We start from the raw sequence: 18,282 nt of genomic DNA on the forward strand, positions 1-18,282 counted from the left end.
ATGAGTGTGCTGAAGGAGAAAATTTTGCAGTCGGCGATTCGGCTGTTCGCGGAAAAAGGGTACCAGGCGACATCCATACAGGATATCGCCGATGATTGCAGCATTGCCAAGGGTTCGTTGTACAAGCATTTTGGCTCGAAAGAGGAACTGTACATCAGCATTTTGGAGAAGCGTCAGCAGGACATGATCGATGCGGTCGATCGAATCCGAAAAATGCAGCTGCCCAAAAGAGAAACCTACCTGGAGGAGATTGCCTGCCAGTTCGATTTTTACGTAGAGCACGGCTATTATATTTCGCGGGATCATAACGAGCTCCCTCCCGTCAACAACGATAAAATCGAAAACGTTCTGAGCAGGATGAGAAGAAGCATGTTTCTGTATTATCAAGACATTCTCACCCGGCAGTACGGGCAGGCCATCGAGCAATGGAAATGGGATGCTACCGCCATGCTGAGCGGCCTCATCCGGGAATATACCTTTCACCTGCTTTTCGGATACATGCCTATCGATAAAAAAGAGTTGGCATTGTTCCTTGCTGAACGAATGGACGATCTTGTGGAGGGATTGAGAAAACGATCAGGTCCCCCCCTTCTTACCGATGAGCTCATGACGGAATATGCTCAAATCGATCTCAAGGGGCTGTATGCGTCCCGCGAAGGGAGAAGAGAAGCGCTGATCCACAAAATATCGTCCATCATTCCGGATATCGCCGTGCCGAACCAGAGAAAGCAGGAATTGGCGGAGGTCACCGCCATGCTCCAGGAGGAATCCGCGCAGGAACAGCCGAGACGTTTCCTGCAGCTTGCGCTCCTTCGTGATTTGCAGTCGGAAAGCGAGCTTTCCTTTTATGCGAATCAGCTATTTCCATTGATTTAAGATACAGACACCACAGGAGGAAAAACGATATATGAAAAAATGGAATTCCATCACCTTTTCGGCTGCTGCTCTTTCGCTGCTGCTGTCGGCTGTCCCGATTTACGCGGCACCTCAATCCATGCCTGTTGAAGCGCAAACTGACCAATCATCTTCCGTCAGCCTGGACCCCGCAATCGAGGCTCAATTGACAAAAGTTCTGAATAAGTTAGCTGGCAACGCCAAGATCGAATTTACGAGCAAGGATACCGATTCAAATGGCCAACCCCTATTTGTCTCCGGGAAGCTCAGCGGCCAAATGAATGCCGAATTTAATCAGCAGTATAACCCGGCCAAAAAACGTGTGGAATCGACCAGCATTATCTACAAGTCTTCGGATATGAATACGATTTTGGGTGCAGCCCTCGCCAATAAAACAGCCGATTTTGTGAAAACCTTTGATACGGATCACAAGTTCAAGACGGAAGCCATTTGGCGCGTATACTCCCCATATCAGGATAATTCTCCCCGGAATTATTGGGTCCTCTGGGGAAACAATCAGAGCCTGTACATCGATCTGGATCATGGAAACCAAATTTCGGCCAGCATGACTTATTCTTTAGCCTCCGTCAAAGCGCAGCTTGCCAATAAAGCAAATCAGTCCCTTAAATCGCTTGGCATTAGCACCTCCCGACCGTTCGAATATGTGCTGCGCGAAAAAACTGCGAACAAGGAGTTTGTCTGGAGTTTTCGGGACGACGAAGATAATAACCATGTCGTTATCGGTGTGAAGACCGGTAAGGTATGGGAGATTCAAAACTTATACGGCCAGGATTGGACGAGCGACCAGGATTTCGCCAAATCGTTTGCCAAGCCTGTCCTCAGCAAAAACCAGGCCCTTTCCGCGATCAAACCCAAGGCCAAGGCCATATTCGGGATTCAAATGAGCGGATACTCGGTGCAAATCAAGCAGAATGAGTATGTCTTTACCAAGAAAGGCGCAGTCACCATCACCGGGAAGATTAATAAAAAAGGGAAGTTTTACCTTCTCCGAATGACACCTTTAAACGGAATCCGCAACTGATTCCTTCCCGACTACAGGGGGAATATGCTGAACCGATTTGAGGACCCAGACGCTAAGCAAAACAGCAGCGATACCAAATTTCATAAGGTTTCGCCGCTGTTTTGCTTACTTTAATATTCTCCTTTAATTACAAAAAACGAGCCCCGAATGGTTCCAGCCAGTTTAGACTTCTGCCTGGCAAACTTAAACTTCCCTTCTAACTCCTTTGGTACCTCCATCCCCTCAGAAAGCTTAAAACCAACGGCCCGCTTCTTGGGGTCATCAACCGTATACATGACATTGAGCCCCAGACCATCCTCATAAAAGACGTAGGTAAATTGGATATTTTCCACTTGAAAACGCGATGTTTCCAAAGGTTTGGCCGCAAACTCAAGATCACGTTCTTCTTTCAAAATTCGGTTCACATAATCAAGGGTCTCCTGGCTTTCACTAGCGGGTACAACCGTAAATTCATGCTTATATTTGTTCATAAAGTAACGGGCCTCATTAGCTCGTAAACCAGCCAGCGCTTCAGCTACTGGTGAAGACTCCAGGCCAACCGTAGACACATTTTTAAAATCAACGATATAGGACATTTCATTCCTCCTGAAAGTTTTGTGAGGGTTGCTTCTTAGAATCTGCTTCGAACAAAACTCACATCGGAAGCATTTGCTTAAAGTTTTGTGAGCGTTACTTCCTAACAACAGGAATCCACATTTCGCCAAATACCAATCCGTTTCGCTGCCCCATCTCAACCGTTGTATTTGGCCCGCCAACATAAGCATAATCCGTTGCTTGCGGCAAGGCTTGGCCAAAGGCAATGCCAGTAAGGGTATTACTCAACTCTTCAGCCGTCTTCCCTTCTCCTTTTACAACCAGGTATTCCCCCTTAGGAAACTGGATAACCCTGGTTGCTTCTGGCAGCGTTGTCTCTGTCATGACGCCGGCATAATGCATCATCTTGTTATTCACCGCTTCGTTCACGGCAAAAATGTAGTCATTTTCAGCTATGGCCTTTAAAGTGTCAAGCCTTCCATCTTCTTTCACCGCCTGCCAAAAGTCTGCTTTTTCCTTGTTAATGCCGGCATAATCTGTGTAATCGCTCTTAAGCTCAATTCCAATGCCTAAAACGATAAAGCTGTCTTTTTCCTCAAGAGTATAATTTGCCATATTCAAAACCGTCCTTTTTTTAAAATTAATCAAATGATGTTGTCTTTTCACTTGATGAGTTTATAATAACCATTAATCATGTCAAAAAATGAACCTGTTTAGGGGTACAAGATGAAAAAAGTTGAACGGATTAATACCATCATGCGTTATGTCAACAACCGCGCCCACTTTACCATTTCTGAAATCATGCGAGAATTTAACATCTCTCGTTCGACAGCTCTTAGAGATATCCGAGAAATTGAAGCCATGGGGTTACCACTAGTCGCTGAAGTTGGCAGGGATGGCGGGTATTTTGTTATGAACAACTCTGTCCTGCCCACGGTTCGCTTCACCGATAATGAGATTAAAGCTCTGTTTATTGCCTTTATGGCCACAAGAAATCAACAGCTCCCTTATCTGAAGAGCCGCCAGTCATTAGCCGAAAAATTACTGGGCCTCATCTCGGAAAGCCAGCAGGATGACCTTGTTCTTTTAAATCAAATATTGCTCTTTGAAGGGACCAACCCCCATAATCCCGATCTGCTTGATCTGTCAGACCTGCCCCATCCTATGCTGGAAAAACTTATCGAAATCCTTCTTTTGGATAGCTATTTATTGGTCACCATCGAGGAGGAAAAGGAAATAAAGTCTTATTCCATTGTTCTCTTGCACCTTTATCGGGAAAAAAGCTTATGGTTAATTGAAGGTTATGACTTAGAGGAAGAAAAGAGGCGGATTATTCCTGTCGACCATCTCACTGATGTTAAACCCTATCCTGGGAAGAAAAGAGTAAGCAAGAAAAAGATTTTAGAAAAACTAAGCAAGCAGGAGGAAGTCATCAATCTTGTTTTGGAGCTTGGTCCAAAGGCGATTGCCCAGTTCAAAAAATACCATCCTTTAAAAATTTCACTTTCCTATACGAATCCTTACCAAACGACAGCTATTTTAAAGGCTTTTATCAATGTTCATCATTCAGAAGAATTAACCGAAATCACAAATTGGCTGCTTTTCCTGGGTGAGGATATCAAAGTCAGAGAATTGCCGGATGAAGTCCTGGAAGGTTTACAAGAGAGATTACACTCATACTGCCCATAAGCAGTGCCGGCCAGGCATCAACCCATAGCAAATCAAAATATTAGAGAAGATGCCTGATCACCCCGACAGCTTGTACAACTCCAATTGCAAGTTCTTGTCCCCTGACCATTCATTTATACGCTGACAATGCAAACATAGCGATCGTGATCACTTCTTCGAGATCTTCTCGGCTGGCCCCGTTCGCTGCTTGGATCGTCATGCCGCCCACGAGGGTTGCGACATACCGGGCCAGGGCGACAGCATCGGCGGACTCGGGCAAATCCCCATCTTTCCTGGCTTGCTCCAACCGGGTACTTAGCGCTTTTTCGATTTGAATGCGTAGATCGGTCAACAATTGTTTGATCGGATCGGATTCCTCGCTGCATGCAAGGGCTCCTTTGACCGTTAAACATCCTGGAGAATAGTCGGGATTGACAACCGAATCCGCTGTTACACGAAGAAGTTTCTCGATGACTGATCGAGCTGTCAGTTCGTTCAGCGCAGCCACTGCAGCTTGAACCGGCCCTTCTTTTGTATATAAATCAAGCGCCATATGAAACAGGTTCTCTTTGCTGCCGAAGGTCGCATAAAAGCTTGAACGGTTGATCTTCATGGCTTCGGTCAGGTCGGACAACGAAGCTCCTTCATATCCTTTTTGCCGAAAAATCTCCACGGCGCGCTCAAGCGCTTGTTTAATGTCAAATTCCCGCGGACGTCCGGCTGCCATAACCATCTCACCTTTCATAAATCAGATAAGTGATATTTTACTACACAGCTCGTAATTTGCAATGTTTTCGGAAAATATGAAAAGATCCAAACTGCCCGGTAAGATCGGTGGCCATCCGATCTCATGACAGTCTGGATCATTATGCTTGCATAACCCGTTCCTTGTTAATCTGGCCTCCTTACGGAAACCGCTAGTGGTTAAACGCTCCCGCCTCCGTCGACATTCAGGGTTGCCCCGGTAATATAGCTGGCTTCAGGTGAGGCGATGTAAGCCACCAAACTTGCAATTTCGGATGCTCTGCCGTATCTTCCCAGCGGAACCATGTTTACGACTGAAGCAGAGGGGCCATTCGCAGGATTCATATCCGTATCGATCAATCCTGGTTGAATGTTATTGACTGTAACGCCTTGAGGCGCCAGATCGCGCGCCAGCGCCCGTGTCAATCCGGCTACCGCCGCTTTTGTCGAGACATACAGACTGTTTCCAGGGAATGGATTAAATTCGGCGGCAACACTGCCAATGTTGATGACGCGACCGCCTGGTTTCATTTGCGGGCCGGCAGCTTGAACGGCAACGAATACCGCCTTCATATTAACAGCAACCATTCGATCGAATTCTTCAAGATCAAACTGGTCATAAGGCGTTAAGCTTGCAATGCCGGCATTATTTACAAGAATATCGATACCGCCAAATGCTTGGATTGCCTCTTCGACAGCACCTTTCACTGCCCCGGCATCGGCGCTGTCCGCGCGAATCGCCAAAGCCTGACCACCTGCGCTTTTAATTTCTTGTACCAGTTCATCTGCCTTGCTTTGTGCGCTGACGTAAGTAAAGGCAACTGATGCGCCGTCTGCTGCGAGTCTTTTCACGATTGCTGCGCCAATGCCGCGAGCTCCTCCCGTGACCAATGCTTTTTTGCCGGCCAAGGGTTTATTCATTGTGCTTGTCGTATTCAAATGTAAAACTCCTCTCAATTCATTTTTGAACCTTTCGGTTCATAATTAGGCATGAGGCTATTATGTACCGAAAGGTTCAAAATTGCAAGCAGTAATTTTTATGCTTGTCAGCGGTCAAAGCTGTCGTCATCATAATTGAGGATAAATTAACGAGGGAGAAAAAGCGGGCCAAATGATCCGAGACATCTCTTTTTCCTTCTGTTCCTTGTTACTTGATGAGATGCCGCCTATATGTCAGAGGGGTTACACCCATAATCTCGCTGAAAATTTTACTGAAATACGACGGATTCGGAATCCCTACTCGGTAGCCAATTTCCGATAAAGGCAAGGTTGACTTGCGCAGCAATGAGCAGGCATGCCGGATTCGGGTCGCCCGGGTATAAGCAACAATGGTCGTGCCGGTCGATTCCTTGAACAGATGAGCTACATGGTAAGACGATAAATGAAGCTCGTCCGCCAGATCCTCCAGCCGGAAAGGCTCCATATAATGCTTCTCAATCCACCTAATGATATCTTCTACGTGATGATGATGTTTTTTCAGAAAAGCCGATTCACCGTCAGGACTTAGCTTAAGCTGATGCACAAGACTGAGCAGAAAGACACCCACATTCTCCTCGAATTCCACCTCTCTTATGCTGCCCATCGTTGAACTGAATTGCTTAAGCAGGGTTACAAACGGCTCGGTCTCCGCCATGGCGATCACCGGATGAACATTCGCCTGCTGCAGCGTTAACCGCTGGAAGAAGCTCTTCAGGCTCGGGAATTCGTGCAAATAGCCATGCAGCATAGCCGGCTCAAATACCAGCACACTCCGTATAAAAGGCTCCTCCTCCGTCACCTGAATCTGAATCCGGTGCATCCGGAATGGCGGGAATACAAGCAGCGTACTTGGCTCGATCGAATACGATTTTCCGTCGATAATGAGCAGCCCCCTGCCCTCATGCACATAAGTCAGCTCCATTTGGGAATGGGCATGAAACACCTCGCGGAAATAGTCCGTTGATGTTCTGCGATACTCGTATTGAAACCAATTATCCTGAACCATCCGTTCTCCCGCCCTTTCAAGATAACCACAAGATATAAACATTTTACCGCAAAATCGAGCGATAAAAATTCTCTTTTTCCATATATTCTAGTAGTAATTCCACTGAAGGAGATGTAATTCGCTTGAAGAGGAGATGATGGTACATTGTTGAAAATAGCCATTATTGGAGCCGGAGCCATCAGCAGGGCCCATATCGAAGCTTATCTGGCGTTTCCGGAGAGATGCACGATCGTTGCTGTCTCGGATATTTATAAGGACAAGGCCGAGAGCCGAATTGCTCAGTACCAGCTTAATGAAGCAAAAGCTTACAGTGATTACGAGGAACTGCTTAGCCAGGATATCGATATGGTTTCGGTGTGCACTCCCCCTTACACTCATGCTGAGGTGACTGTCAACTTTCTGAGGGCAGGCAAACATGTTCTGGTCGAAAAACCTATGGCCTCTTCTCTGGAAGAATGCGATGCAATGATTCAAGCAGCGGACGAAAGCGGCAAGCTTCTGTCGGTAGTCGCCCAGAACCGCTTCCGTACACCGATGATGAAGCTGAAGTCTGTACTTGACAGCGGGCTGATAGGCCCTGTCGTCCACTCGCAGGTTGATTCCTTCTGGTGGCGCGGTCATTGCTACTATGATCTGTGGTGGCGTGGAACCTGGGAAAAGGAAGGCGGCGGCTGCACACTGAACCATGCCGTCCATCATATTGACGCGCTGCTGTGGATGATGGGACGGCCAACCGAGCTTCTGGCCTTTATGAGCAATACTTCACACGATAATGCGGAAGTAGAGGATTTGTCGATTGCGATTCTGAAATTCGCCGATGGCAGCCTTGGCCAAATTACGAGCTCTGTCGTCCATCATGGCGAAAAGCAGCAGCTTATTTTCCAAGGAAAAGAGGCCCGGATTTCCGCGCCATGGGAGCTGGTCGCTTCCAGCTCTATGGATAACGGATTCCCGACTCCGAATCCAACGCTCTCCGCGGAGATTCAAGCCTATTACGACAACCTGCCGGAGGTGGCCTATGAAGGGCATGCCGGTCAGATCGATAATGTGTTTTCCGCCATCGAGAATGGGGACCCTCTGCTCATCGACGGACAGAGCGGCCGGGCAACGCTGGAGCTGATCCTCGGAATCTACAAATCCGCGAGCACCGAGAATAAAGTACAATTCCCGCTTACAGCCGATGATCCGTTCTATACACGGAAAGGCATACAGGAAAACGTTCCGCATTTCTACGAGAAAAGTTCTTCCGTCGAGAACTTCCAGGACCGCTCGATTACGATGGGCAGCAGCCTGAAAAAAGTTTAAACAGATAAAAATAGAGCCGTTAAGACCCTTATGGGATCTTAATGGCTTTTATAGTTTCAACTATTCCAGACTAAACAATCTGTTCATGGGCACTTGCAGATCTTTAAAAACGATAGAGTGGATTATCTCTTGCTCCGTATACAGATTACGTATTTGGTAGCTGCCATTCTGCAGAGAATATACATGAACTGTCCGGTTTCCTGGATCGACAATCCAATATTCCTGTACCCCGTACTTCTGATATAAATTGAACTTCTCATTAAAATCTTTCAGTGCGGTTGCTGGGGATAGCACTTCTATAATTAACGTTGGAGCTCCCAGACAGCCATTTTTAGATATTTGATCCTTCGAGCATATGACCGAGAGGTCAGGCAGAGTGACATGATCAGGCGACTTATAATCTTCACCTTCACTGAAAAACACATCAAAAGGAGCCACGAACACAAAGCAATTACGATTCTGAAAAAATGTCCGCAGTGCAAACTGAAGCTCTCCAACAATAAATTGATGTAATGAGGTCGGAGATGTTCAACCTCCTTCTGATATTTTGTGATTAGTAAATGTACTATGATCAAGCTCGGTGGAACTAACCTTTTATCCCATTATAAGTTAAGTATTACTCAAAAGAAATCTGTTGTTCCAATTACAATATTTCGATATACCCCTCTGTTCCATGCACGCGGATTCGTTGCCCGTCTTTGATCAGTTTGGTGGCATTCTCCACGCCGACAACGGCCGGCAAGCCATATTCACGTGCGATTACTGCTCCATGGGTCATCAGTCCGCCAACTTCGGTGACCAGGCCTTTGAAGGATACAAACAATGGTGTCCAGCTAGGGTCCGTAAAGGAGGTGACTAATATATCTCCATCTTCCAGGTTAGCATCTTCCATATTTAAAATGACACGTGCTCGTCCCTCGATCACTCCGGAAGATACAGCCAGACCTGCAATAGCTCCGGCTGGGAGATTTTCTCGTTTGTATTCACCTGTTATGATCTCACCATCAGACGTGAGCACGCGTGGTGGAGTCAGTTTTTCGTATAGTTTATACTCATCTTTTCGTTTGCTGATGATCTGGTGATCCAGTTTGTTGGTGCGTACGGCTTCGTGAAGTTCTGCAAAAGAGAGATAATATATATCTTCTTTTTCATGAATAACACCAGCTTGTACGAGCTGTTCGGCCTCTTTCAGCAAAGCCTGCTTATAAACAAAATAGCGGTTAACCATACCGTATTTTGGATATTCCCGATAGCCTATGAAATTCCGGACCAGGTCGATCATGCGTTTGGTTTCTTTAGCCTTTTGGTCACCATCCGGTAGTTGCTTTAATCGCTCCAATAACTCTTGTTCTTTGGCCAAAGCTTCCTGCCGCCCTTGCTCAAATTTCTGCTGGCTGGCATTAGGCGCAAAGTTTTTGACATTCCCCAGAATCAACGGGATAAGTGTAATTGGTTTTTCGCTCCAACGAGTTCTCGTAATATCGATTTCTCCGGCACATCGCATTCCGTATTTGCTGAGATAATCATTGATCGCATCAAGGGCTTCCTGCCCACCCTCAAGCTTAAGCAACTCATCCATAAAGTGATCATCTTTTACCTGCTGCAAATAAGCAACGACTTCCGGATAAGGACGAATCACATCCGCGACATCCAATAACGCCAGACCCATTTCCGATGTAATATTGTTGGGTACAGATTGAGAAAGCGTATCTGCTGCGTTTTTTTCACCCAACCACTTGTTCATGTTTTCATTGATCCATGCTGAAGCATCCATAGCAGCCATAAACACAGCCGTACTTTGCGGGTCAAATAAAATCTTCTTTAATTGCTGCTCAATATCTTCCAGGATAAAATCAAATAAATCTGATCCGGATTTTGTTTGGATATTTTGTTTTAACTCTTCGATCGAGGTTTGACTTCTCTTAATCAAATTAGAAACGATGGTAGGATCGTTCTCGATTTGTGTACGAGCACCTGCAGAGGGCATAGCTTTATTGCTTTTAGCTGGTTCTATTTCATCATTTGGTAGCAATTTGATGAAATCTCGCTCGATTATGGTCATAAGTGCGTCTTTGAAGAGCGGGTCGGATCCCACGGTATTTAATAAAGCTTCCCGGCCGACAGGTGTAGCCAACCTGGGTGCAACATCAACAAACAACCTTCCACCGGCTATACGCATGGGTGCAGGAGTCGTTAACAGCCAAACAGACAATCCCAACGGTTTCATGGGGTCTGTCATCATTTGTTGATGACCAACAGATAAATAGACGTGATTTTCTTGATCATTCTCTTCAGGGATCGGGTATAAAGTCGTGATGGGCCGGCTCTGGACAATATAAAAGGTATCATCAGCCAAACACCATTCGATATCTTGCGGCTGGCCGAAATAAGCTTCGATCTGTCTGCCGATGTGTGCCAGCTGTAAAATTTGCTCATCCGTAAGGGTTTGAATGTTTTGCTGCTCAGGAGCGATCTGCTGAGTCTCTGTTCCGCCTTCTTTTCGTCCATAGATCGCCAATTTTTTGGCTGCTATCCGCTTATCGACGATTTGCCCTTCCTGTACTTTATAACCATCGGCAGATACCAAGCCGGAGACCAGCGCTTCTCCAAGTCCAAAACTGGCGTCGATGGACAACAGCTTGCGGTTAGAAGTAATGGGATCAGCGGTAAATAATATCCCTGAAGCCTGCGGGAAAACCATCCTTTGCACGATAACGGATAAATGAACCTGGCTGTGGTCAAATCCGTTTTGCATACGGTAGATGACCGCACGATCCGTAAATAAGGAAGCCCAACATTTGCTGATATGCTGCAGGATGGCATCGATGCCGATGATATTTAAATAGGTGTCTTGTTGACCGGCAAAAGAGGCATGCGGCAAATCTTCAGCGGTTGCACTGGATCGCACTGCATACGCATGTTCCTCGCCAAACCGGGAGAGATAGTGTGCGACTGCTTTGACAACATCGGAAGGAATTTCTGCTTCCATAATGATTTGCCGAATCTTCCTGCTGATTTCACCAATTTGTTCTCGATCCTCTGCTTTTAAAATGGTTAGTTGATCCAATAAAGCTTGAAACGCTTCGTTTTGTTCGATGGCTTTTTGATATCCGACGGTTGTAACACAAAATCCTGCTGGTACTTGTATTCCTTCAATTTTTGATAATTCCCCTAAATTTAACCCTTTTCCGCCAACAAGCATAAGCTGCGTTTTTTCCATTTCCTGAAAACCGAGAACCAAAGAACTCATTCTGCATCTCTCCTGACCATTAAAATGAGAAAAAAACATTTGACAAGAATTTGCCGGCGTGGTACTATTAAAGTGTAAGATACGACTTTTATGTCTATTCGATCATGCGCAGTCGTGATTTGATTATATCATCGTATTTCTTCATATGCAAACAAAAAGAACCTGGTAAAATTGTCCAGGTTCTTTTTTAATTTTCCACTCATATTACGGCAAATGGTTACTTCCAAAATGTAATCTTGTCTGGACCTAACCGAACCGACTCATGTCCCTCTTCTTTGGCTTTTCCTATTGAAATAATCATTACCGGGGCATAACGTTCTTCATCCAAATCAAATGCTTTAGCCAACTGATCAGCTTCAAATCCAGCCATTGGATTCGTATCATACCCATGTGCACGAGCAACTAACATCAACTGCATGGCAAAGAGACTGCTATCGACTTTTGCAACTTCAACTTTCAACTCTTTTGATAAAGCCGGATACATCGATAGTATGGTTTCGAGCTGACGATCTCGTACTTCAGCTGGCATTTTTCCTTGTTCCACAGCCGTATTGTAAATTTCTTCTGCATATAAATAGCTTTGGGTATCACCAAAAATTAATAACATGGCTGATGAAGTATCATTCTGTAATGTATTGAAACGCACAAGAGGTCTTAGTTTTTCTTTTCCTTCAGGAGTGTCAACCACAATGACACGCCAAGGCTGCATATTTGCGGAGGATGGAGCCAAACTGGCTTCCGAAATCATTTCACTCATCTCTTCTTTCGATATTTTAATGTTCTCATCATACTTCCGGACAGAACGTCGTCCCTTGACTATATTGACGAAATCGTTATTCAGGATATGGTTAAACATAAAATCTCTCCTTTTGATAACATTAGATTTTTTGACATTGTGTATGTCGTTCGTTATCATATCCGTATTATGAACTATGAACCTAGGTTCATAGCAAGAAGAGGTCATATGATGAAAATAAATGAGGTTTCAAAGCGAACCGGTCTGCCCATATCAACATTGAGATTCTATGAACGTAAAAAACTGATTCCGGACGAATTCGTTAAAAGGGATGAAAATAACTATCGCATTTATTCTGAGGAGATTGTTGAGTTTCTGGATGATGTGAAGGCACTTTTATCCGTGGACTTTTCCATAGAAGAATTAAGTTTGCTGGTCAATCAGCAGCTTAACTTATCATACGAGGTAAAGAAGAACATGGTTGAGCAAAAAATCAAAGAAATTGAAGATATCCAGAAGCGATTGAGAAAGTCAAAAAAATTCTTGAGTGCAATTTTGGAAGGGAAAGCAAAATTTCAAACAAAATGTTAGCACCACCATTCGCTCTGGAAATTCCGGCAAGAGATCTGTAAATATTCAGGAGACAGCCTGATCGGCAGAATGATTTTTTATAAAAAAATCCCTTCCGGGAGGCGGCGTTAAAGACATCTGGCCAGATGTCTTTTTTCGTTCTCTGCCGTGAAGGGATATCACCGGATTGGTGGTTTGCTATTGCATTATTTATTGTTGTTGACTCTTCTTGCTTCCAGCTCCGATACAATGGCATCATGTGGCTTTTCCCATTTATAGACAAAGGCCATAATAAGGATAGCTACCACACCTAAAATAATAGGCAGCCAGATGTAGCTTAAAGATATCATTTGCAATGCTGCAGAGGTTTGCTGCTGGTTGGCGATATAACCTCCGGCAGCAAGCAGCCAAACCGGAATGGCTGCCCCAAGACCTGAACCTAATTTATTGGCGATCCCTGAAGCGGACATGAGAATTCCCGGCGCACGGACACCAGACTTCCACTCACCATAGTCAACCGTATCAGCCTTCAAAACAAACAACAATCCTGCGGGAAAGCCCATACCGATCGACCCGATGATTGTGCCCGCAATGATTAAAGATACATTTGCGCCAGCCATATAGATAATGAACTGGCCCACGATATTTATAGCAATCCCGGTAATCACCAATGCTTTTTTACTATATTTCTTCGTTAAGAAAGGGATTGCCAATATACCTATAAGCGAGCTCATCGCAAGCGTATTGACCGTGGAAATGATGTCAGGCTTGTTGATGTAATACGTCATATAATAAATACCTGCTGACAATTTCATGATATACATCGTGTAATAAGTAATTCCGAATAAGGACACGCCTATCCACGGGAAGTTCCCTCTAATCGCTTTTAACCCTTCTTTTACAGGAATAGACTCATTTCCGGAAACACTCTGTACGCGTTCCCTGGTGTTGAAGAAGGTAATCAAGAACAGGATTAATGCGGCTAACGAGAATAGTGTCATTGTATAGAAGAACCCTTTTTGCTGATCGCCGGCGCCAAAGTAAGCTACAAGCGGCAGCAGAGTCAAGTTTACAATTAATCCGCCGATTTGTCCTCCGAACATACGGAAGGTATTGGCCACGGTTCTTTCCTGAATGTTGCTTGTCATACTGGGCAGCATGGTCTGTAACGGGTTATTCACTGCTGCATATAACACGTTGGCTGCAATGTAGAAGATATAGACATAGGCCATTTTACCGGAGGCGCTTAACTCAGGGCCCATAAACAGAAGAATGGAAACGATGGAGAAAGGAATACATGACCATAAGATCCAGGGCCGGGATTTCCCCCATCTTGTGTTTGTTTTATCAATCAGGATTCCCAGGATCGGGCTGTCGATCATATCTACAATTCTGGCAATCAGCATAAGAGTACCAACTGCAGCGGCACCAATTCCATAAATATCTGTAAAGTAAAAGGTTAAATACGTAGTAATAACGGTATAGATTAGGTTGGAACCGGTATCCCCCAGACCGTAACTGATTTTTTCCAGCAAAGGGATCTTTTGATTATTGCCAATCCCCCGTCCTTCGGTCAGCTCATCCTTTATCTTTACTTCCATCACGTTCACTCCCTGAATTATGATTAAAGCGTTTACATTTTAGGTAAATACGAATACCTTTAAAAGGCACTCGGGATAGGAGGTTAGTATGCTCTTACACTCTTATTACCGTTGTTATATGACGTTATTCAAGATTTGCCTGTTGCATTGAAAGGTTAGTGCGGGACAATCGATTCCAAACAACAAATAAGGCTGGATAGTAATGTCATACTTCGCACCTGTTTGCTGCTTGGAATGATGACCGCAGAATCCATTCGTACCCTTCTCTGCCGGAAGCTAAAAATAGATAGAGGAATCCCCTGATTTCAATACGGCGATTGTCGCCCGAATATGATTTCTCATCAATTCTTCGGCCAAGTCGCCGTCCCTCTTCCCGATTGCGTCAATGATCGCCATATGCTCAGGATATGTCTCATCAGGCGAACGATATAGACCTTTCGTAAGGCTGGTTTGGATAACTTTGCATGACTCCAATGACCTGGATAAATGAAAATCTTTGGTTTCCGATGCGATTAAATTATGAAATTTCTTGTCGGCTAAATAATAGGCATCTTTGTCATGTTCTTGCCTCTTTTGATAGGCACTTTGAAAGATGGCCCGCATATAGACAATTTTATCGTCTTCAATGACCGGCGCCAACAGTCGACAGGCCAAACCTTCCAACACAGCACGCAGCTCGAATGCGGATATCATGTCCTCGAGAGTAAATTTCTTCGCATACCAGCCCTTCGACGTCCTGTATAGAAGCCCCTCCATCTCCAGCTCCGCCATTGCTTTGCGCAGAGGTGTGCGGCTGACACCCAGTGTCTCTGTCAGTTGGTTCTGGATAATCAACTGATCTGGAGGAAATTCGCCATTTATAATCATTTCTCGCAGTCGCAAGTACACGGTTTGATCCAGGGTATCCTTAACTATCCCAATATTGTTCATGCTCTCATCCTTCTATATTTTATGGTTGCACTCATATTACCATAAACGGGGAGGCTTGTATCCGGAATGATCGAGAAAATCCCTTGCTGTATCCGAACCTAGAACAGCAGGATTCAAGCCTGTCATTTTAGTAATGGCAGCCATTTTGCAGGTCATTTCGATGGTCTCAAGACACATCCGGGCTTCCTGCATAGAAGTATCAAACACGATAAGCCCGTGGTTTTTCAGAATAATAACATTAGCTTCTTTTGCATTTTCCCCGACAGCTGCCCCCAATTCCCTGCTTCCGGGATGATAATAGTCCACATAGGCGATGCGTTCAGCATAATACATGCTCTCGATAAACAGCTTGCTTTCGATCTGTAAGTCTGAGCACGCAGCCAAAGTCGTCCAGAATGGAGAAGAGTGAATCACGAACCCGGCATCGGGACGTGCCTTATAAATTGCAGCATGCATCGGGATTTCTTTGGAGGGCCGCTTCCCGCCCCCATCATACCATCCTGAAGATATCGTCACTTTAACCAGATCCGTTTCATCCAGATGTCCCATGTATGTGCCAGATCCCGTTATTAGCATCGTGTCATCGTCAATGCGCTTGCTTATATTGCCCGAATTTCCCCAAGCCAGCCCATAGGTCATCATATACTGTCCAACATTAATAATCTCTTGCCATGACGTACTGATCGTTCTCACCTCCTTCTCATCTTTTCCTTTATAGAAGTTCTTTCTTCACTCTTAAAAAATAATCTTCTTGTCCAAGCTGTCCCCCTTTGAGAGCAAGCTCCAATCCGTCTACAAGGGGATCGCAGGAATAGCATCGGTTTAAAGGCGCTCCCGGCGCGACCGGAGCAGCTATTTCCATTGCAGAGACTCCAAGCTCCTTTGTTGCGAATCCGGAAGTATCCCCGCCGGCAACGACAAACCTTCGTGTGCATTTCCGCGTAATAATACCCTTCATGATTCGCCCCAGTAATTGTCCAAGCAATTTCCCGCTTTTATCTGCCTGGATTCCTGTGGAATTCAGAGTTTCTTTCATCTCCGGAATTGAAGGATCATGGGGACCTTTTGCGGTATACAGAATAACGTCTTTGCCTGCACTTAGCAGTTTTTCCGTTGTGTCCAACATGCTTTCCAGAGCAATCTCGCCAGTATCCATATTCCAAAGGTCCTTTAACGGGAGACGTATGGTAACGAACCCTTCCTTCTCTGCGGCTTCGATCTGCTTTCTCGTAATATCAGAGGCGCTGCCAGAGAGTACTGCTATTGGATTGGATTCATCCGTGGTTGCAGGATTGACAGTATAATCCGGGACAGGACGCTTTAAACCGGGTATCGACTCCCATACTCCGGTCAATGCATGCTCTACCCCGGAGGAACCGACTACAAAGAGTGGCGTGTTGGCTTGGGCCAGTCTCCAAAGAATCTTCCCGGCAGCCATGGTATCACTTTGTTTCAGCGAGTCGAACAATATGACAGAGTCCTTCTTGTCGGTAAAGCGCTGCCAAACTTCTTCATCACCGCCTTCCAGATCAAGAACGGACATCAACCCGATCGGAAGATCCGTTTGTTTTTCAAGGTGAAGCCGAAGATCCGCCTCATCCATGGGGGTAGCCGGATGAACGGACATGATGGGATGACGGTCCAGCCGATGAATGGCATCTCCGGCCGCGGCGAAGTGCTGACCAAATACCGTATACCGGGCTAGTGGAGGTGCGCCGGCCAAAACCGGCGTAACCTGTTGATTAGTAAAACAACTTCTCCCGATGTCTATGACGCGCCCAATGCTCCCGATCTGTGGTGTAGAGTCAAATGTCGAACAGACTTTGTAGTGAACAACAGATGGCCGATAAGCCAGCAAACGCTCAAAGATCGGAACAAGCTCTTCCTCCATCTCTTCACTCTGCAAGGAACGACTTATTCCCGCGATGCCAATGCAATCAACATCCGGATAATTCCTTTTCAGTTCATCCGGATCAGGCGGATCAAGGAACAATATCGTGCGGTATCCTCGTGTTGCCAGCATTTCCATGGCATCTGTGGACCCGGTAAAATCGTCACCATAAAAAGCCAGCAGCAACGAACTCATATCAGCTCACCCCCTTCCGGCCATCGACTTTAATATTCTGCAAGGCTTGGATCAACGTACGCTTCGCGCCTGCGATCAACAGTCCGGGTTCTTCATCAACCGCTGTCATGATCTCTATGCCCAGGCCTGCTTTACGTTCAAGGGTTAAATAGCCGACATCATGAAGTGCTTGCAGGAATCGGGTTACCTCGGTTACATGATGACAACCATTGGGATAACCGAAATACGGATGTTTGTCTCCGTATCGCGCATCATCCCGTTTAGTGGAGCAATTGCCGATATGCACGTGCCCCAACCATGTCTTTGTATTGAAGACAGTATCCTCAATGGTTTCCCGCAGCAGTGGCACATGGCTCAAATCAACAAGCAGTGAAAGGTTTGTTGTTTGTTTTTCAAGTCGCCCCATCAATTTTGCTGCCATTGTGCTGTCACCAAACAACCTTTTTTTGTCTACATCCGTATCGAATAATTCCAAATCAAGCTGAAGCTTTCGCTCTGTTGCTGCCTGATCCAGAAGCAGCAGCAAATCGCAAAGCCGATCCAATTGAGCCTCGGTGTCTTCTTGCGGAGCTTTCGGACCGCTGATCACGGCTACGCGATCTGCCCCCGATTCAACTGCTTCATCCATAGCCTCAATGATTCGGTTTACCGCAAGCATTTTCTCTCCGGTATCCGAAGATTGAAGATCGTATCCGTTACCGAAAATAAGAGGCTGCAGCAAATAGGTGGCTTTCATATTGGCAATGCGCAACCATTCGTTAAATTGCTGTCTGCGCTGCTGATCGGCAATGGGAGCTATTTCAATTCGTTCGAAGAATGGATCTTCCAGCACCGAACGAACAGAGTGTTCCCATTCCTTTACATCCGAAGCGGAAGACGGCCACAGTCCGGGATGAACGATGCTGATTTCCAGCTTTTCTCTCCAATTCCCCATGGAT

The 18,282-nt window shown here is 45.6% G+C and carries 17 protein-coding genes and 1 pseudogene; 5 read left to right on the top strand and 13 right to left on the bottom strand.

Translation table 11 applies throughout. The features are described from left to right. Positions 1–876: a TetR/AcrR family transcriptional regulator gene (locus ACE5KN_RS09300; protein ID WP_375525408.1), complete on the top strand. Its 876-nt coding sequence runs from the start codon at positions 1–3 to the stop codon at positions 874–876. 31 nt (positions 877–907) lie between these two features. Next, complete coding sequence (locus ACE5KN_RS09305) at positions 908–1,936, top strand: hypothetical protein (RefSeq protein ID WP_375525407.1); 1,029 nt, start codon at positions 908–910, stop codon at positions 1,934–1,936. Positions 1,937–2,046: 110 nt separating this feature from the next. Here the strand turns inward: ACE5KN_RS09305 and ACE5KN_RS09310 are convergent, their stop codons facing one another. Further along, a complete protein-coding gene (locus ACE5KN_RS09310) occupies positions 2,047–2,511 on the bottom strand; it encodes a DUF8821 family protein (RefSeq protein ID WP_375525406.1) in 465 nt (154 codons plus the stop codon). A gap of 94 nt (positions 2,512–2,605) precedes the next feature. Further along, positions 2,606–3,085: a GyrI-like domain-containing protein gene (locus ACE5KN_RS09315; RefSeq protein ID WP_375525405.1), complete on the bottom strand. Its 480-nt coding sequence runs from the start codon at positions 3,083–3,085 to the stop codon at positions 2,606–2,608. Positions 3,086–3,196: 111 nt separating this feature from the next. Between ACE5KN_RS09315 and ACE5KN_RS09320 the strand changes: the two genes are divergently transcribed. Then, positions 3,197–4,159: a helix-turn-helix transcriptional regulator gene (locus ACE5KN_RS09320; RefSeq protein ID WP_375525404.1), complete on the top strand. Its 963-nt coding sequence runs from the start codon at positions 3,197–3,199 to the stop codon at positions 4,157–4,159. 109 nt (positions 4,160–4,268) lie between these two features. Here the strand turns inward: ACE5KN_RS09320 and ACE5KN_RS09325 are convergent, their stop codons facing one another. From ACE5KN_RS09325 to ACE5KN_RS09335, 3 genes are all read right to left on the bottom strand, one after another. After that, positions 4,269–4,865 (bottom strand): TetR/AcrR family transcriptional regulator, encoded by a 597-nt coding sequence (locus ACE5KN_RS09325; RefSeq protein ID WP_375525403.1) that lies wholly within the window; start codon positions 4,863–4,865, stop codon positions 4,269–4,271. Between the two features lie 197 nt (positions 4,866–5,062). Continuing rightward, positions 5,063–5,821 (bottom strand): 3-oxoacyl-ACP reductase family protein, encoded by a 759-nt coding sequence (locus ACE5KN_RS09330; RefSeq protein ID WP_375525402.1) that lies wholly within the window; start codon positions 5,819–5,821, stop codon positions 5,063–5,065. 208 nt (positions 5,822–6,029) lie between these two features. Then, positions 6,030–6,908 carry a helix-turn-helix domain-containing protein gene (locus ACE5KN_RS09335; RefSeq protein WP_375533066.1) on the bottom strand — a complete coding sequence of 293 codons (879 nt, stop codon included), beginning with the start codon at positions 6,906–6,908 and terminating at the stop codon, positions 6,030–6,032. A 102-nt stretch (positions 6,909–7,010) separates the two neighbouring features. Here ACE5KN_RS09335 and ACE5KN_RS09340 point away from each other — a divergent pair, with 102 nt between their 5' ends. Further along, positions 7,011–8,171: a Gfo/Idh/MocA family protein gene (locus tag ACE5KN_RS09340; protein ID WP_375525400.1), complete on the top strand. Its 1,161-nt coding sequence runs from the start codon at positions 7,011–7,013 to the stop codon at positions 8,169–8,171. Positions 8,172–8,231: 60 nt separating this feature from the next. Here the strand turns inward: ACE5KN_RS09340 and ACE5KN_RS09345 are convergent. The 3 genes and pseudogenes from ACE5KN_RS09345 to ACE5KN_RS09355 all read right to left on the bottom strand — a co-directional run. Further along, positions 8,232–8,681: pseudogene (locus ACE5KN_RS09345) on the bottom strand (Uma2 family endonuclease); the annotation flags it as partial. A gap of 133 nt (positions 8,682–8,814) precedes the next feature. Then, entirely contained in the window at positions 8,815–11,421 is a 2,607-nt protein-coding gene (gene ppsA / locus ACE5KN_RS09350; RefSeq protein ID WP_375525399.1) for a phosphoenolpyruvate synthase, read from the bottom strand. 217 nt (positions 11,422–11,638) lie between these two features. Continuing rightward, a complete protein-coding gene (locus tag ACE5KN_RS09355) occupies positions 11,639–12,277 on the bottom strand; it encodes a nitroreductase family protein (RefSeq protein ID WP_375525398.1) in 639 nt (212 codons plus the stop codon). 111 nt (positions 12,278–12,388) lie between these two features. On the opposite strand from ACE5KN_RS09355, the gene ACE5KN_RS09360 reads away from it, so the two are divergent. Then, the gene (locus ACE5KN_RS09360; RefSeq protein WP_375525397.1) at positions 12,389–12,748 is read left to right on the top strand and encodes a MerR family transcriptional regulator; all 360 of its coding nucleotides are present in this window, start codon (positions 12,389–12,391) and stop codon (positions 12,746–12,748) included. A 185-nt stretch (positions 12,749–12,933) separates the two neighbouring features. Here ACE5KN_RS09360 and ACE5KN_RS09365 read toward each other — a convergent pair whose 3' ends face one another. The 5 genes from ACE5KN_RS09365 to ACE5KN_RS09385 form a co-directional block, all read right to left on the bottom strand. After that, complete coding sequence (locus ACE5KN_RS09365; RefSeq protein ID WP_375525396.1) at positions 12,934–14,328, bottom strand: glycoside-pentoside-hexuronide (GPH):cation symporter; 1,395 nt, start codon at positions 14,326–14,328, stop codon at positions 12,934–12,936. Positions 14,329–14,604: 276 nt separating this feature from the next. Then, positions 14,605–15,258, bottom strand: a complete 654-nt coding sequence (locus ACE5KN_RS09370) for a GntR family transcriptional regulator (protein WP_375525395.1) — start codon at positions 15,256–15,258, stop codon at positions 14,605–14,607. A gap of 36 nt (positions 15,259–15,294) precedes the next feature. After that, positions 15,295–15,951 carry a class II aldolase/adducin family protein gene (locus tag ACE5KN_RS09375; protein WP_375525394.1) on the bottom strand — a complete coding sequence of 219 codons (657 nt, stop codon included), beginning with the start codon at positions 15,949–15,951 and terminating at the stop codon, positions 15,295–15,297. Between the two features lie 19 nt (positions 15,952–15,970). Then, complete coding sequence (locus ACE5KN_RS09380; RefSeq protein ID WP_375525393.1) at positions 15,971–17,344, bottom strand: four-carbon acid sugar kinase family protein; 1,374 nt, start codon at positions 17,342–17,344, stop codon at positions 15,971–15,973. A gap of 1 nt (position 17,345) precedes the next feature. Beyond that, positions 17,346–18,278: a TIM barrel protein gene (locus ACE5KN_RS09385; protein WP_375525392.1), complete on the bottom strand. Its 933-nt coding sequence runs from the start codon at positions 18,276–18,278 to the stop codon at positions 17,346–17,348. Between the last annotated feature and the right edge of the window lie 4 nt (positions 18,279–18,282).

It is taken from the genome of Paenibacillus terreus (genome assembly GCF_042138595.1).
Lineage (GTDB): Bacteria > Bacillota > Bacilli > Paenibacillales > Paenibacillaceae > Paenibacillus > Paenibacillus terreus.

Coding starts and splice junctions, on each gene's coding strand:
- ACE5KN_RS09325 (WP_375525403.1), bottom strand. CDS start 4,865: ATGGCAGCCGGACGTCCGCGGGAATTTGACATTAAACAAGCGCTTGAG.
- ACE5KN_RS09380 (WP_375525393.1), bottom strand. CDS start 17,344: ATGAGTTCGTTGCTGCTGGCTTTTTATGGTGACGATTTTACCGGGTCC.
- ACE5KN_RS09385 (WP_375525392.1), bottom strand. CDS start 18,278: ATGGGGAATTGGAGAGAAAAGCTGGAAATCAGCATCGTTCATCCCGGA.
- ACE5KN_RS09370 (WP_375525395.1), bottom strand. CDS start 15,258: ATGAACAATATTGGGATAGTTAAGGATACCCTGGATCAAACCGTGTAC.
- ACE5KN_RS09365 (WP_375525396.1), bottom strand. CDS start 14,328: ATGGAAGTAAAGATAAAGGATGAGCTGACCGAAGGACGGGGGATTGGC.
- ACE5KN_RS09300 (WP_375525408.1), top strand. CDS start 1: ATGAGTGTGCTGAAGGAGAAAATTTTGCAGTCGGCGATTCGGCTGTTC.
- ACE5KN_RS09320 (WP_375525404.1), top strand. CDS start 3,197: ATGAAAAAAGTTGAACGGATTAATACCATCATGCGTTATGTCAACAAC.
- ACE5KN_RS09355 (WP_375525398.1), bottom strand. CDS start 12,277: ATGTTTAACCATATCCTGAATAACGATTTCGTCAATATAGTCAAGGGA.
- ACE5KN_RS09315 (WP_375525405.1), bottom strand. CDS start 3,085: ATGGCAAATTATACTCTTGAGGAAAAAGACAGCTTTATCGTTTTAGGC.
- ACE5KN_RS09360 (WP_375525397.1), top strand. CDS start 12,389: ATGAAAATAAATGAGGTTTCAAAGCGAACCGGTCTGCCCATATCAACA.
- ACE5KN_RS09305 (WP_375525407.1), top strand. CDS start 908: ATGAAAAAATGGAATTCCATCACCTTTTCGGCTGCTGCTCTTTCGCTG.
- ACE5KN_RS09310 (WP_375525406.1), bottom strand. CDS start 2,511: ATGTCCTATATCGTTGATTTTAAAAATGTGTCTACGGTTGGCCTGGAG.
- ACE5KN_RS09335 (WP_375533066.1), bottom strand. CDS start 6,908: ATGTTTATATCTTGTGGTTATCTTGAAAGGGCGGGAGAACGGATGGTT.
- ppsA (WP_375525399.1), bottom strand. CDS start 11,421: ATGAGTTCTTTGGTTCTCGGTTTTCAGGAAATGGAAAAAACGCAGCTT.